Raw genomic sequence first — 14,121 nt, 5'->3', positions numbered from 1 at the left:
GCACGAAACCGTCGTTGGAAGCCGAAGTGGGGGGATTCTGTTGCCCGGTTCCCCCCGGACCGCGCTTACCTATTGTTAGGCAGCGAGCGCCATGGTCTCGCGACCATTATCGTTGGCACTTGTGATATAGCCCGATAACGGCGGTACAATGCCGGGCAAAAGGTAAGTCTTTACCACACGCGTCGAGACTGTTTCGTCCCCATGCCACCACCATACGATCCCTGGTGGTTTGATTGGTGGAGACGCCGGGCACTGCCCCCGGGTCCGCAATGCTTATTCCAAATACCGTTTATCGCCATAGCCACCCGAAGGTGAGCGAAACCAATATAGGGGCATGCGGGCCCGAAATCGAGGGGCCAGCGCTCAAATTCGCTTGGTTATGCTCTCGCCTGCCGTTCCGCCTGAAATCAGGCCTTTGGCAGCTGCGTCTCGACAATGCGGGCATAGAGCGCGGCGCCATAGGGCGTCGTCTCGTCGTTGAAGTTATAGGCCGGGTTGTGCGGCGTGGCGCCCGGGCCGTTGCCGACATGGATATAGGCGCCCGGCACCTTCTCCATCATGAAGGAGAAGTCCTCGGACCCCATGCCCGGCTCCTTGTTGCGGGCCACCTTCTCCTCGCCCACCAAACCGGCGGCGGCATCGGCGAAGGCGGTGGTCAGCTCGGGATCGTTGATCGTGGGGGCGAAGATCAGGCGGAAATCCAGCTCGGCGCTGCCGCCGAGGCCCGCCGCCACGCCCTCGGCCACCCGCCGCATGCCGTCCTCGATCTGCTGCGCCACCTCGCGCGAGAAGAAGCGGGCGGTGCCGGAGAGCGTGGCCGTGTCCGGGATGACATTATAGGCATCGCCGCCCTGGATCTTGGTGATGGAGATCACCGCCGGCTCGAAGGGCGAGACATTGCGGGCCACGACGGTCTGGATGGCAGTGGCGATCTGGCAGGCGGCGATCACCGGGTCCACGCTGACCTCCGGCCGCGCGCCATGGGCGCCCTTGCCATGCACCGTGATGTCGAAGAAGGCGCCGCCCGCGGCGGTGGCGCCGGGGCGGATGCCGTATTCGCCCACCGGCATGTTCGGGCGGTTGTGCATGCCGAAGATGGCATCGCAGGGGAAGCGGTCGAAGAGCCCGTCCTCCAGCATAGCGAGGGCGCCGCCGCAGCCTTCCTCGCCGGGCTGGAAGATGAAATGCACGGTGCCGTCGAAATTCTTGGTCTCCGCCAGGTACTTGGCGGCGCCCAGCAGCATGGTGGTATGGCCGTCATGGCCGCAGGCATGCATCTTGCCGGGCGTCTGGCTGGCATAGGGCAGGCCGGTTTTTTCCGTCATGGGCAGGGCGTCCATGTCCGCCCGCAGCCCCACGGCGCGGTTACCCTTGCCCGAGCGCAGCACGCCCACCACGCCCGTCTTGCCGACGCCGCGATGCACCTCGATGCCCCAGGATTCCAGCTTGTCGGCCACGATGCCGGCGGTGCGGTGCTCCTCCATCCCCAGCTCGGGATGGATGTGGAAATCATGGCGGATGGCGGTCAGCTCATCCTGGTAGCGGCGGATCTGGTCGATGGCGGAAGCGGGGGAGCCGGACATGTCTGCTGGATTCCTGCGTCGGTGGCGGCAGCCATGCAAACACCGGCCCGGCGCAGGGGCAAGCCGGCCTCAGCGCCGCGAGGTCGGGCGGCTGCGGAGCTGGTCCAGCGCATCGGCATTGTCGCGCCCCCAGGCGTAGAGCAGCTCCACCGGCTCGATGAAGCGGGTGCCGAGGGGCGTCAGCCGGTATTCCACGGCGGGGGGAATGGTACCCTGCACATGGCGCGTGACCAGCCCGCTGCCTTCCATCTCCCGCAGCGTCTGGGTCAGCATCTTCTTGGAGATGCCGGGCAGGCTGCGCTGCAGCACGCCTGTGCGCGCCGTGCCGCCATGGCGGGCGTGCAGGGTATGCAGGATCATGCTGGTCCATTTGGTGGAGAACAGCTCCAGCACGCGGCGCGGCGCGCAGTCCTCCCGCCATGCTTCTTCCTCGCTGCCCGGCCGCATGGTGGTTACCTCCTGGTGCCTATGTCCCTGATTGGTGCCGTCTAGAACCAGGGGCCGGCGCTGACTAGCTCAGGCGCCTTGAAGCGGATGGAGCATCTGATGGCTGGAACAGCACTGGTGGTGGGCGCGAGCGGGATCGTCGGCAGCGCGACGGCGTCGTTGCTGCAGGCGCGGGGATGGACGGTGCATGGGCTGGCCCGCCGGCCCGTCGATCAGCCCGGCGTGCATCCCGTGGCCGCCGACCTGCAGGACGCGGCCGGCACGGCGGCGGCGCTGGCGGATCTGCGGCCGGATGCCGTGTTCATCACCACCTGGCTGCGGCAGAAGACGGAGGCGGAGAATATCCGCGTCAATGCCGCCATGGTGCGCAACCTGCTGGACGCGCTGCGCCCGGGCGGCAGCACACAGCACGTGGCGCTGGTCACCGGCCTCAAGCACTACCTCGGCCCCTTCGAGGCCTACGGCAAGGGCAAGCTGCCCCAGACGCCGTTCCGCGAGGAACAGGGCCGGCTGGAGGTGGAGAACTTCTATTACGCGCAGGAGGACGAGGTCTTCGCCGCCGCCGCGCGCGACGGCTTTTCCTGGAGCATCCACCGCCCGCATACCGTGATCGGCAAGGCGGTGGGCAATGCCATGAACATGGGCACCACCCTGGCCGTCTATGCCACCCTCTGCCGCGAGACCGGACGGCCCTTCCGCTTCCCTGGATCGGCCGCGCAGTGGAACGGGCTGACGGACATGACGGATGCGCGGATCCTGGCGCAGCACCTGCTCTGGGCTGCCACCACGGAGGCGGCGCATAACGAAGCCTTCAACATCGTTAATGGCGATGTGTTCCGCTGGAGCTGGATGTGGGGCCGGATCGCCAACTGGTTCGGCATCGAGCCCGCGCCCTTCGACGGCACGCTGCGGCCCCTGGAGGAGCAGATGGCCGGCGATGCCCCGCTCTGGCGCCGCATCGCCGAGCGGGAAGGGCTGGCGGAACCCGATCTCGGCCGGCTTGCCTCGCCCTGGCATACTGATGCGGATCTCGGCCGCCCGATCGAGGTGGTGACCGACATGAGCAAGAGCCGCCGCCTCGGCTTCACCGCCTACCAGCCGACGGACGAGGCCTTCTTCGACCTCTTCGGCCAGCTCCGCGCCGACCGGCTCATTCCCTAGTCTGCATGGGCCGGGGCCGCTCGAACGGCCCCGGCTCAGCCCGGACCCGCGCCTTTTGCGCTAGTGCCGGCGCCCCCCAAAGGGTAATCCCACCGCCGGTTTGAGTGGGGGCGAGCATGGCACTGACGGACGCACAGCAGCAGGAACTGGCGGAGGCGAAAGCCGCCCGCTTCGAGACCCGCCGCCCCACCGTGCCGGCGCTGGAAGCCATGCTCTTCGAGCCCATCCCGCTGCTGGACCACGGCTTCATCCGCGTCATCGACTACATGGGCGACGACTCGGCGGTGGTGCAGGCGGCGCGCGTCTCCTACGGCCGTGGCACCAAGGCGGTGAGCGAGGACCGCGGGCTGATCCGCTACCTGATGCGGCACTGGCACTCCACGCCCTTCGAGATGTGCGAGATCAAGTTCCACGTGAAGCTGCCGATCTTCGTGGCGCGGCAGTGGATCCGCCACCGCATGGCGAATGTGAACGAGTATTCGGCCCGGTATTCCGTCATGGACCGGGAATTCTACATCCCGGCGCCGGAGCAGCTCGCGGCGCAATCCGCCTCCAACCGCCAGGGGCGGGGCGAGGTGCTGGCCGGCGAGGACGCGGCCCGCGTCATGGACCTGCTGCGCCAGGATGCCACCACCGCCTACGACCACTACATCGAGATGCTGAACGAGGATGAATCCGGCGCCGTCATGGACCCGGGCCGGCAGGGGCTGGCGCGGGAACTGGCGCGGATGAACCTGACGCTGAACACCTATACCCAGTGGTACTGGAAGACCGACCTCCATAACCTGATGAACTTCCTGCGCCTGCGCGCCGACGCGCATGCCCAGTACGAGATCCGGGTCTATGCCGAGGCGATGCTGCGGGTGCTGGAGGCCTGGGTGCCGGCGGTCTCCGAGGCCTTCCGCGACTATCGCCTGGGCGCCGTGACGCTGTCCGCCCAGATGCTGGACATCACCCGCCGCCTACTGGCGGGCGAGGCGGTGGACCAGGCCGGCACCGGCCTGTCCAAGCGCGAATGGCGCGAGCTGATGGTGATGCTGGGCCGGGAGGCCTGAGCCCTGGCCGCCGCGCCCCGCAGCAACCCCGCCGCCGCAACCAAGCCCGCGCGTGCCCCCCGGGCGGCGGCGCGCGGCAGCGGCAAGGGCCGGGCGCCCAAGCGCTCGGAACGCTTCCGCCTTTGGCTGGCCCTGCTGCCGCGCCATTGGCTGGCGGTGGCGGTGATCGTGGTGGTGCTGCTGATCGGCATCCCGCTGGCGGTGGCGCTGGTGGGGGATCTCGGCGCGCTGCTGCTGCTGGTGGGCGTCGGCGGCTTCGCCCTTGGACGCGCCACCGCGCGACACGACATCCCGGGCACGGCAGCGCGCGGCAAGGCGCCACGCCGCCGGGCGGAAGGGGGATAGGATGTTCTGGGTTCTGATGCTGCTGGTGCTGCTGGTCTTCGGCCTGCCGATGATGATGCTCTTCGCCGCGCTCTCGGTCGGCGTCTGGCTGGTGGGGGCGGTGCTGGGGCTGGTCTGGGCGGTGCTGACCTTCGTCTTCAACGACGCGGCCACGGCGCTGCTGGTCGTGGCCGCGCTCTGGTTCGGCTATGCCTGGGGCCGCAAAAGGCAGCGAGGCCTGTGAGCGTCCTGGTCTTCGGCTCCGCCAATGCCGACCTGATCTTCCCAACCCCCACGCTGCCGGCGCCGGGCGAGACGGTGCTGGGAGAAAGCTGGCGCGCATCGCCTGGGGGCAAGGGCGCCAACCAGGCCACGGCGGCGGCCCGTGCCGGGGCGCGGACCCATTTCATCGGCGCCGTGGGCACGGATTCGCTGGCGGAGGTCGCGCTCTCCGGCATGGCGGCGGCGGGGGTGGACCTGTCTGGCCTGGCGCGGGTGGGGGTGGCCACCGGCGCCGCCGCCATCTGCGTCGATGCCAGGGGCGCCAACCAGATTTCCGTGGCCTCCGGCGCCAATATGGCGGTGCGGGCGACGCAGGTGGCGGATGCCGAGCTGGGCCCCGACACCGTGCTGCTGCTGCAGATGGAAGTGCCGGTGGAGGAGATGGTGGCGCTGGTGGCCCGTGCCCGCGCCGCGGGGGCCCGCATCATCCTGAACCTGGCGCCGCCCGCGCCGGTGCCGGAGGCCATGCTGCGGCAGATCGACCTGCTGGTGGCCAATGAACATGAGGCCGCCTGGCTGGCCGCCAGCCTGGGCGTGGCGCCCGAGGCGGCGGCGTTGCGCGGCGCGCTCGGCATCGACGTGGTGGTGACGCGGGGCGAGCAGGGGTCCGAAGCCGCGACGGCCACCGGCACGCATCACCAGCCCGCCTTCCAGGCCCTGGCGGTGGATACCACCGGCGCCGGCGATTGCTGGTGCGGCACGCTGGCCGCCGCGCTGGATGCCGGGGAGGACCTGCCCACCGCCATGCGCCGCGCCAGCGCCGCCGCCGCCATCGCCGTGGGGCGGGAAGGGGCGGCCGTTGCGATGCCCACGGCCACCGAGACCGAGGCGCTGCTGGCTTCCGCCTGACGCCAGCGCCGTTGCGAACACGGCGTATTCTCGTCAAGTTTTTGATTTAAAAGGATATTATCACGAGACGGCGCGGCCCCGGCCATAATTGGCTCGGGAGTCGCCGCATGAGACGCCTTGAGGACCTGACCGAAGCCGACCCCCTCGCCCTGGCCATTTCCAGCGAGGAGGATTCGCGCATCTAAAGGCACTTCGCCCTGCGCCTGCGGGGCAGCTATCCGGCTTCGGCCGCGGTCTTCAACGCCATAGCGGCGACGGTGGCGGGCGCCGTGGTGGTGGTGGAGCTGCTGCTGATTTCCTGGGTGCGCTGGAAATACGTGGAAACGCCCTTCCAGTCCGCCACCGTCCAGGTGGTGCTGGGCGGCGTGCTGGTGCTGCTGGCGGGCATCTTCATCGGCAGCGCCTGAGGCGCTGCCAGGAGATCACAGCGTGACGCGGGACAGCCGCGCCAGGGCCCGCGCATCCACCTCCGCCATGCGGGCGCGGTAAGGGGCAGTAGCCGCGCGCGCGGCTTCCAGCACCGCATCGCCGGCCTCATCCGGGCTGCCGGCGCCGGGGAAGGGGGGCTCGGGTGCGTATTCCAGGCCAAGCTGCACCTGGCGGGCGAAAGTCTCGCCCTCCAGGGCCGCCACCAGGGTCAGCGCGAAATCGATGCCGGCGGTGACGCCGCCGCCAGTGATGCGGTTGCGGTCCACCACCACCCGCGCCTTTTCCGGCTCGGCCCCGAATGCCGCCAGCCGGTCGTGCGAGGCCCAGTGGGTGGTGGCCTTGAAGCCATGCAGCAGCCCCGCCGCCGCCAGCACCAGCGCCCCGGTGCAGACGGAGGTGAGGAAGCGGCAGCCGATCTCCTGCTCCCGCAGGAAATGCAGCACGGCCTCGTCCTCCATGGCCTCCAGGTGACCGGGGCCACCGGGGACGCAGATGAGGTCGAGCTGCGGGCAGTTCTCCAGCGTCACCGTCGGCAGCACCTTCAGGCCGCTGCCCTCCACCGGCGCCAGGTCCTTGGCCACCACATGCAGGGTGGCGCCGGGCAGGCGGGAAAGCACCTCCCAGGGTCCGGCGAAGTCCAGATGCGTCATGCGGGGAAAGATCAGGAAGCCAATCTGCAGGCCGGTGTCCGACACGCGCTTCACTCCACCACGAATCGCGGCATGGCGGGGGCCGCCGCGCCTTGTTCCAGCTTATCGCGCAAACGGCGGGCGATGGCGCGGTAGGTTTTTGCCTCCTCGCTTTCCGGCTTCGCCATGGCGATGGGGGTGCCGGCATCGGCCAGTTCCCGGATGGCCAGCTTCAGCGGCAATTCGCCGAGGAATTCCACCTCCATCCGCTCGGCTTCCGCCCGCGCGCCGCCATGGCCGAAGATCTCGGCCCGGTGGTTGCAGTTGGGGCAGCAGAAGTAGGACATGTTCTCGATCAGCCCCAGCACCGGCACGTTCACCTTCTGGAACATGCGGATGCCGCGCCGGGCATCGATCAGCGCCACGTCCTGCGGGGTGGAGACGATGACGGCGCCGGCCAGCGGCACCCGCTGGCTCATGGTCAGTTGCGCGTCGCCGGTGCCGGGCGGCATGTCCACCACCATCACGTCCAGCTCGCCCCATTCCACCTGGCCGAGCATCTGCTCCAGCGCGCCCATCACCATGGGGCCGCGCCAGACCATCGGCGTTTCCTCCTCCACCAGGAAGCCGATGGACATGGCCTTCAGGCCCCAGCGGGAGATCGGGATGATGCGGCCCTGGGTGGCGCGCGGCCGTTCCCGCGTGCCCAGCATCTGGGGCAGGGAGGGGCCGTAGATATCGGCGTCCAGCAACCCGACCTTCAGCCCTTCCGCCGCCAGCGACACGGCGAGGTTGACCGCCGTGGTGGATTTGCCGACGCCGCCCTTGCCGGAAGCCACCGCGATGATGGACTTCACTCCCGGCAGCAGCATCGGCCCCTGGCCCGGCGGCGGGCGGCTGGCGCGGGCGGCGCCCGGTGGCGGCGCGGCATGGCTGTGCCCCGCATGGTCATGGTCATGAGGTGCCGTCGGCGCCGGCCCGGCCTGGATATCTCGGTGCGCCGTCAGCACGCAGGTGGCGGAGAGCACGCCCGGCACCGCCGCCGCCGCCCGCTCCGCCGCCGCGCGCAGCGGCTCCAGCGCCCGGGCACGCTCCCGCGGCACGGCCAGGGCGAATTGCACCAGCCCGTCCCGCGCCGAAAGCCCCTGCAACATGCCGGAGGAGACGACGTCCCGGCCCGTGTCCGGGTCACGCACCGCGCTCAGGGCGGCCCGGACGGCCTCTGCAAGTGTCTCCGACATCGCTTGAAAACCTCTTCTTCCCGGACAATATCCGCCCTGCCCTCGCAGTGGCGTGATGCAACCGCATTGCGCCGCAGCCCGGACAGGGCGACATATGATCCGGCCCTGTCGCGCATGCATCCGCTTCGCGCAAGCGGCCGACGACAACCTGTGCCGCGCGGAACCCGCGCGGTGCGCGACGACACGTTACGGGAGATGTGCCGGCCGATGCCCTGGAACAATACTGGTGGCTCGAACTCTGGGGGGAGCCCCTGGGGCAATCCGCGTCCGGGCGGGCCTTGGGGGCAACCGCCCCAGGGTGGTGGCGGCGGTGGGCGTGGCCCCGGCAGCAACGGCCCTGACCTGGATGATGCGATCCGCCAGGCGCAGGCGGCGCTGCGCCGCATCCTTCCCGGCGGCGGTGGCCGTGGCGGCACTGGCAAGTGGATCGGCCTGGGCGTGCTGGCGCTGATCGCGGTCTGGGCCGCCAGCGGCATCTATCGCGTGCAGCCGGACGAGCAGGGTGTGGTGATGCGCTTCGGCGCCTTCAACCGCACCACCCAGCCCGGCCTGAACTACCGCATCCCCTGGCCGGTGGAGAGCGTGACCACGCCGCGCGTGACGCGCATCAACCGCATCGACATCGGCTTCCGCGCGCCCAACGACACGCCGCTCTCCCGCCCCGTCTCCGCCCGGGACGTGCTGGAGGAGAGCATGATGCTGACGGGCGACGAGAACATCATCGACATCGACTTCGCGGTGTTCTGGCGCATCCGCGACGCGGGCGAATACCTGTTCAACACCCGCAACCCGGACCAGACCGTGAAGTCGGCGGCCGAGAGCGTGATGCGCGAGGTGGTGGGGCGCACCCCCATCCAGCCGGCGCTGACCGAGGCCCGCGCGCAGATCGAGCAGGCGGTGCGCCAGGGCACGCAGTACATCCTGGACCAGTATGGCTCGGGCATCGAGATCATGCAGATCCAGCTGCTGAAGGTGGACCCGCCGCCGGCCGTGATCGACGCCTTCCGCGACGTGCAGCGCGCCAATGCGGACCGCGAGCGCGCCCGCAACGAGGCCGAGGCCTATCGCAACGACATCATTCCCCGCGCCCGCGGCGAGGGCCAGCGCATGATCCAGGAGGCCGAGGGCTTCAAGGAATCGCAGGTCGCCCGTGCCCGAGGCGAGGCCGCGCGCTTCCTGTCCGTGCTGACGGCCTATCAGACCTCCCAGGACGTGACGATGCGCCGCCTCTACCTGGAGACGATGGAAGAGATCCTGCGCAAGAACCCGAAGATCGTGGTGGACGACCGGCTGCAGGGCATCGTGCCCTATCTGCCGCTGGACGGGCAGGGCGCCGCGCAGCAGCGCGCGCCGCAGCCGCCGGCCCAGGGCGCGGCCCAGTCCACGCCGCCGGCGCCGCCGGCCATGCTCAACCGCCAGGGGGGAGCTGCCCGATGAACCGCTTGACGCTTCTGGCGGGCGTGGCCGTGGTGGCCGTGGTCGCCATCGCCTCCACCCTCTTCACGGTGCAGCAGACCGAGCAGGTGATGATCACCCAGTTCGGCGAGCCCATCCGCGTCATCTCGAAGCCGGGTCTGCACGCCAAGATCCCGTTCATCCAGACCGTGGTGTCCTTTGACCGCCGCCTGCTGGACTACGACGCGCCGGGCGAGGAAGTCATTCTGGGCGACCAGCGCCGGCTGATCGTGGACAGCTTCACCCGCTTCCGCATCTCTGACCCGCTGCGCTTCTTCCAGACCTCGGGCGCGCAGGAAGCGGGCATCCGAGGGCGGCTGTCCTCGATCGTCTCGTCCTCGCTGCGCCGCGTGCTGGGCAGCCAGCCGCTGCTGGGGGTGCTCTCCTCCGACCGGCAGAAGATCATGGATGAGATCAAGCGCCAGGTGAATGCCGAGGCCACGCAGTTCGGTATCACCGTGGAGGATGTCCGCATCCGCCGCGCCGACCTGCCGGAAGAGAATACCCAGGCCGTGCTGAACCGCATGCAGTCCGAGCGTGAGCGCGTGGCGCGCGAGGCGCGGGCCGAGGGTGCCGAGGTGGCCGCCCGCGTCCGCGCCGGCGCCGACCGCGAGCGCACCGTGCTGCTGGCCGAAAGCCAGGCCCAGGCCGATGTGCTGCGCGGCCAGGGCGAGCAGGAGGCGATCGGCATCTTCGCCGATGCCTTCCAGCGGGACCCGCAGTTCTTCCAGTTCTGGCGGACCATGCAGGCCTACCGGGAAGCCTTCTCGGACGGTGAATCGCGGCTGGTGCTGACGCCGGATTCGGAGTTCTTCCGTTACTTCCGCTCCAGCCAGTCCGGCATGCCGCTGCCGACACCCGCCGCGCCCGCGACCGGGACGGACGGCAGGCCCGCGTCGACGGTGCCCGCCAGCCCGGCTGCGGCCGCCGCCGCGCCGCAGCCGGCACCCGCCCCGGCGCCCTGAGCGCCGCGTATCCAAATGTTCCAAAACGGGCCGCATCCCTTGCGGCCCGTTTCGAGTTGAGCTTTCTCGTAACTCATCGCGGTTACGGGCTTTGCCTTCACGGGCAACGGCCCCATTTGCACTGCGTTCTTGACCCACGCGGCCGATATCGGTCGAAAGCGAGGTTCTGCCGATGCGTCTCGCCCCCATGATGCTGGCCGCCGCCGTGGCCGCCGCCCCGCTGACAGCACCGCTGTCGGCCTGGGCACAGGCCACCATGACGGCGCCCAACGTCACTCCCCCCGGAACCACGTCACCCGCCCCCCAGACGTTCCCCGCCCCGCCGAGCTTCGCGCCCCTGGCGCGGCAGCTGCTGCCGGCGGTGGTGAATGTGCAGACCAGCCAGACCATCGGCGGTCCGCGCGCCGGACGCCCCGATGCGCCCGAGATTCCGCAGGTCCCGCCGGGCAGCCCGTTTGAAGAGCTGTTCCGCGACTTCCTGGAGCGTCAGCGGCCGGGCCAGCGCCCGGGCCAGCCGCCGCGCCGGGCGCAGAGCCAGGGTTCGGGCTTCATCATCGATGCCTCCGGCATCATCGTCACCAATAACCACGTCGTGGACGGCGCCGACGAGATCAACGTCGTGCTGCAGGACAACACGACGCTGAAGGCCGAGCTGGTGGGCGTGGACGCGCGCACCGACCTGGCCGTGCTGCGGGTGAAGACGGACAAGCAGCTGCCCACCGTGCCCTTCGGTGATTCCGACAAGGCCGAGGTGGGCGACTGGGTGCTGGCCATCGGCAACCCGCTGGGCTTTGGCGGCAGCGTCACCTCGGGCATCGTCTCGGCCCGTGGGCGCAACATCAATGCCGGCCCCTATGACGACTTCATCCAGACCGACGCCGCCATCAACCGCGGCAACTCGGGCGGCCCGCTGTTCAACATGCAGGGAGAGGTGATCGGCATCAACACCGCCATCGTCTCCCCTTCCGGCGGCTCGATCGGCATTGGCTTTTCGATCCCGTCCAACCTGGCCAAGAACATCGTGGCGCAGCTGCGCGACGGTGGCCGGGTGAAGCGCGGCTGGATGGGCGTGAACATCCAGCAGGTGACGGATGAGATCGCCGAGAGCCTGAACGTGCCCGGCGGCGCCCGTGGCGCCCTGGTGGCCCGCGCCGACGAGAATGGCCCGGCTGCCAAGGCCGGCGTCAGGAACGGCGACGTGATCCTGCGCTTCAACAACCAGGATGTGAAGGAGATGCGCAGCCTGCCGCGCATCGTGGCCGAGACGCCGGTGGGCACCGAGGTGCCGATGACCGTCTGGCGCAACGGCAAGGAAGAGCAGCTGAAGGTGACGGTGGCGGAGCTGCCGACCGACCAGCAGGCCTCCACCAGCGCCGCGCCCGAGCAGACCCGCCCCGGCTCTGCGCTGGAACTTTCCGGCCTCGGCCTGAAGGTCTCGCCCATCACCCCCGAGGCCAAGGAGCGCTTCAGCCTGCGCGACGAGGCCAAGGGCGTGGTGGTGACCGAGGTGGCGCCGGGCAGCAGCGCCGCCGAGCGTGGCATCACCCCTGGCGACCTGATCGTGGAAGTGCAGCAGAACCGCGTCTCCACCCCGCAGGAGGTGCGTGAGCAGCTGGAGCGCCTGCGCAAGCAGAACCGCCCCAGCGCACTGCTGCTGATCGAGAATGGCCAGGGCCAGCGCTTCGTGCCGCTGCGCCTGCGGCCGGAAAGCGGCAGCCCGGGCTGAACCGGGCTTTGCCCAGGCTTGGGGAAGGGGGGCTTCGGCCCCCCTTTTTCGTGTCAGGCCACGAAGTCGGCGGCGCGGTAACCCTGGGCGAAGAGCAGGGCGCGCAGGTCGGCATGGTCCACCCGCACGCGCGCGGTGGCGGCCACCACCTGCTTGGCGTGATAGGCCACGCCCAGGCCTGCGGCGCCCAGCATCGCCAGGTCATTGGCGCCATCCCCCACCGCGACGGTGGCGGTGAGCGGCAGGCCCAGCTCGGCCGCCAGCTTCTTCAGGATGGTCAGCTTGGCGTCGCGGTCGAAGACCGGTTCCTCGACCTTGCCGGTCAGGGCGGTGCCGTCATCCAGCAGGATATTGGCGTGGTGGCTGTGGAAGCCGAGCTTCTCCGCCACGCGGGAGGTGAACCAGGTGAAGCCGCCGGAGGCGATGGCGCAATGCGCCCCATGCGCGCCCATGGTGCGGACCAGCACCTCGGCGCCCGGCATCATCTCGATCTTGGCCCAGGTTTCCTCCAGCGCCGTCAGCGTCAGGCCCTTGATCATCGCCACCCGCTCCCGCAACGAGGTGGCGAAGTCGATCTCGCCATTCATGCTGCGCTGGGTGATGGCGGCGATCTGGTCCTGCACGCCCGCATAGGCGGCCAGCTCGTCCAGCGTCTCGGCGGTGACGATGGTGCTGTCCATGTCCGCCACCAGCAGCTTCTTGCGGCGGCCTTCGGCGGCTTGCGCGATGCAATCCACCGGCGCCCCTTCCAAAGCGCCGCGCGCGATGGCATCGGCCTGTTCCGGGGCGAGGCCGGAGAAGGGAAGGTCCAAGGCCTCGCCTTCCGCCAGCCAGTCCGGGGTGCCGGGCTGGCCGCCAAGGTCGAGAAGGGCCGCGCGCATGCGGGAGATGACGGACGCCTGCAGGTGACCCGGCGGGGCGATCAGGGTGAGAATATGAGACATCGGGGCCGGACCATGCCTGTGCAGCCATGAGTGATCAACCTTTCGCGCTGCTGGTGGCGGGGCCCACCGCATCCGGCAAGTCGGCCCTGGCGCTGGCCCTGGCCGAGCAACTGGGCGGCACGGTCATCAATGCCGATTCCATGCAGGTCTATGACGGGCTGCGCGTGCTGACCGCCCGCCCGAGCCCGGAGGAGGAGGCGCGCGCGCCGCACCGCCTTTACGGCGTGCATCCACCGGGGCAGGCCGCCAGCGTCGCCTGGTGGCGGGAGCGGGCACTGGAGGAAATGGCGGCGGCACGGCTGCCGATCCTGTGCGGCGGCACCGGCCTCTATTTCCGCAGCCTGACCCAGGGCCTGACCGAAGTGCCGCCCGTGCCGCCCGAGGCGCGGGAGGAAGCACGCGCCTTCCTGGCGGAGCATGGCCCCGCCGCCCTGCATGCCCGCCTGGCAGCCGAGGACCCGGACACCGCCACCCGCCTGCGCCCCAGCGACAGCCAGCGCCTCGCCCGTGCCTGGGAGGTCTGGCGCGGCACGGGGCGCGGGCTGGCCGCCTGGCAGCGGGAGCCCGGCACCGGCCCGGCGGAGCGGGATGGGGTGCCCTGGCGCTTCGCCGCCATCCGGCTGGACCCGCCGCGTGAGGTTCTGCGCGCCGCCATCGGCGTCCGTTGGGCGGGTATGATGACGGCGGGCGCGGTGGAGGAGGTGCGGGCGCTGCTGGCCCAGGGGCTGGACCCCGACTTGCCTGCGATGCGTGCGCATGGCGTGCCGGAGATCTCGGCGGCCCTGCGCGGGGAGATGAGCCTGGAGGAGGCCGGACGCCGCGCCTGCCTCGCCATCGGCCAGTACACCAAGCGGCAGGCCACCTGGTTCCGGCACCAGCCACTCGCGGATGTGAGCGCCACGCATACGATCCATGCGCGCGTGACGGGTCTAGAGCAATTTTCAGAAAGTGATTGGGCTCAAATTATCGCTTTTATTGATCGGCACCGTTGACGGGCGTGGCGCGGGCGCGGTAACACCGCCACGCCCGCA

15 protein-coding genes and 1 other RNA gene are annotated in these 14,121 nt (G+C 70.0%); 10 read left to right on the top strand and 6 right to left on the bottom strand.

The window, feature by feature from the left end; translation table 11 throughout:
* Positions 1-25: 25 nt before the first annotated feature.
* The 3 genes from ssrA to EBE87_RS15965 all read right to left on the bottom strand — a co-directional run bounded on the left by ssrA (position 26) and on the right by EBE87_RS15965 (position 2,030).
* Positions 26-356, bottom strand: a transfer-messenger RNA (tmRNA) gene (ssrA, locus tag EBE87_RS15975).
* A 51-nt stretch (positions 357-407) separates the two neighbouring features.
* Positions 408-1,583: a M20 aminoacylase family protein gene (locus EBE87_RS15970; protein WP_120640333.1), complete on the bottom strand. Its 1,176-nt coding sequence runs from the start codon at positions 1,581-1,583 to the stop codon at positions 408-410.
* 69 nt (positions 1,584-1,652) lie between these two features.
* On the bottom strand, positions 1,653-2,030 hold the full coding sequence (locus EBE87_RS15965; protein ID WP_120640334.1) for a winged helix-turn-helix transcriptional regulator: 378 nt from the start codon (positions 2,028-2,030) through the stop codon (positions 1,653-1,655).
* Positions 2,031-2,129: 99 nt separating this feature from the next.
* Here EBE87_RS15965 and EBE87_RS15960 point away from each other — a divergent pair, with 99 nt between their 5' ends.
* The 6 genes from EBE87_RS15960 (at position 2,130) to EBE87_RS15935 (ending at position 6,108) form a co-directional block, all read left to right on the top strand.
* The gene (locus EBE87_RS15960; RefSeq protein WP_120640337.1) at positions 2,130-3,191 is read left to right on the top strand and encodes an SDR family oxidoreductase; all 1,062 of its coding nucleotides are present in this window, start codon (positions 2,130-2,132) and stop codon (positions 3,189-3,191) included.
* Between the two features lie 116 nt (positions 3,192-3,307).
* Positions 3,308-4,246 (top strand): FAD-dependent thymidylate synthase, encoded by a 939-nt coding sequence (gene thyX, locus EBE87_RS15955; protein ID WP_120640335.1) that lies wholly within the window; start codon positions 3,308-3,310, stop codon positions 4,244-4,246.
* Between the two features lie 156 nt (positions 4,247-4,402).
* Positions 4,403-4,591 (top strand): hypothetical protein, encoded by a 189-nt coding sequence (locus EBE87_RS15950; protein ID WP_122140066.1) that lies wholly within the window; start codon positions 4,403-4,405, stop codon positions 4,589-4,591.
* Between the two features lies 1 nt (position 4,592).
* Positions 4,593-4,814 (top strand): hypothetical protein, encoded by a 222-nt coding sequence (locus EBE87_RS15945; RefSeq protein ID WP_120641097.1) that lies wholly within the window; start codon positions 4,593-4,595, stop codon positions 4,812-4,814.
* Entirely contained in the window at positions 4,811-5,701 is an 891-nt protein-coding gene (locus EBE87_RS15940; RefSeq protein ID WP_120641098.1) for a PfkB family carbohydrate kinase, read from the top strand. The genes EBE87_RS15945 and EBE87_RS15940 overlap by 4 nt, the downstream gene beginning before the upstream one ends.
* A 257-nt stretch (positions 5,702-5,958) precedes the next feature.
* A complete protein-coding gene (locus EBE87_RS15935) occupies positions 5,959-6,108 on the top strand; it encodes a hypothetical protein (RefSeq protein WP_233553509.1) in 150 nt (49 codons plus the stop codon).
* A gap of 15 nt (positions 6,109-6,123) precedes the next feature.
* Here the strand turns inward: EBE87_RS15935 and EBE87_RS15930 are convergent, their stop codons facing one another.
* Together EBE87_RS15930 and apbC are read right to left on the bottom strand one after the other, a co-directional pair.
* The gene (locus tag EBE87_RS15930) at positions 6,124-6,825 is read right to left on the bottom strand and encodes a DJ-1/PfpI family protein (RefSeq protein WP_120641099.1); all 702 of its coding nucleotides are present in this window, start codon (positions 6,823-6,825) and stop codon (positions 6,124-6,126) included.
* A 5-nt stretch (positions 6,826-6,830) separates the two neighbouring features.
* On the bottom strand, positions 6,831-8,000 hold the full coding sequence (apbC, locus tag EBE87_RS15925) for an iron-sulfur cluster carrier protein ApbC (protein WP_122140065.1): 1,170 nt from the start codon (positions 7,998-8,000) through the stop codon (positions 6,831-6,833).
* 171 nt (positions 8,001-8,171) lie between these two features.
* Between apbC and hflK the strand changes: the two genes are divergently transcribed.
* The 3 genes from hflK (at position 8,172) to EBE87_RS15910 (ending at position 12,146) form a co-directional block, all read left to right on the top strand.
* A complete protein-coding gene (hflK, locus tag EBE87_RS15920) occupies positions 8,172-9,437 on the top strand; it encodes an FtsH protease activity modulator HflK (RefSeq protein WP_367604911.1) in 1,266 nt (421 codons plus the stop codon).
* A complete protein-coding gene (hflC, locus tag EBE87_RS15915) occupies positions 9,434-10,420 on the top strand; it encodes a protease modulator HflC (RefSeq protein ID WP_122140064.1) in 987 nt (328 codons plus the stop codon). The genes hflK and hflC overlap by 4 nt, the downstream gene beginning before the upstream one ends.
* Before the next feature lie 172 nt (positions 10,421-10,592).
* Entirely contained in the window at positions 10,593-12,146 is a 1,554-nt protein-coding gene (locus EBE87_RS15910) for a DegQ family serine endoprotease (RefSeq protein WP_120638471.1), read from the top strand.
* A gap of 53 nt (positions 12,147-12,199) precedes the next feature.
* Here EBE87_RS15910 and serB read toward each other — a convergent pair whose 3' ends face one another.
* Positions 12,200-13,090, bottom strand: coding sequence for a phosphoserine phosphatase SerB (serB, locus tag EBE87_RS15905; RefSeq protein WP_120638472.1), 891 nt, complete (start codon positions 13,088-13,090; stop codon positions 12,200-12,202).
* Positions 13,091-13,116: 26 nt separating this feature from the next.
* On the opposite strand from serB, the gene miaA reads away from it, so the two are divergent.
* Positions 13,117-14,082, top strand: coding sequence for a tRNA (adenosine(37)-N6)-dimethylallyltransferase MiaA (gene miaA / locus EBE87_RS15900; RefSeq protein WP_120638473.1), 966 nt, complete (start codon positions 13,117-13,119; stop codon positions 14,080-14,082).
* The last annotated feature ends 39 nt before the right edge of the window (positions 14,083-14,121 follow it).

Origin of the sequence: Teichococcus wenyumeiae, assembly GCF_003696345.1 — a bacterium.
In the GTDB taxonomy this organism is placed as follows: domain Bacteria; phylum Pseudomonadota; class Alphaproteobacteria; order Acetobacterales; family Acetobacteraceae; genus Pseudoroseomonas; species Pseudoroseomonas wenyumeiae.
This window is presented reverse-complemented; position numbering and strand designations above follow the sequence as displayed.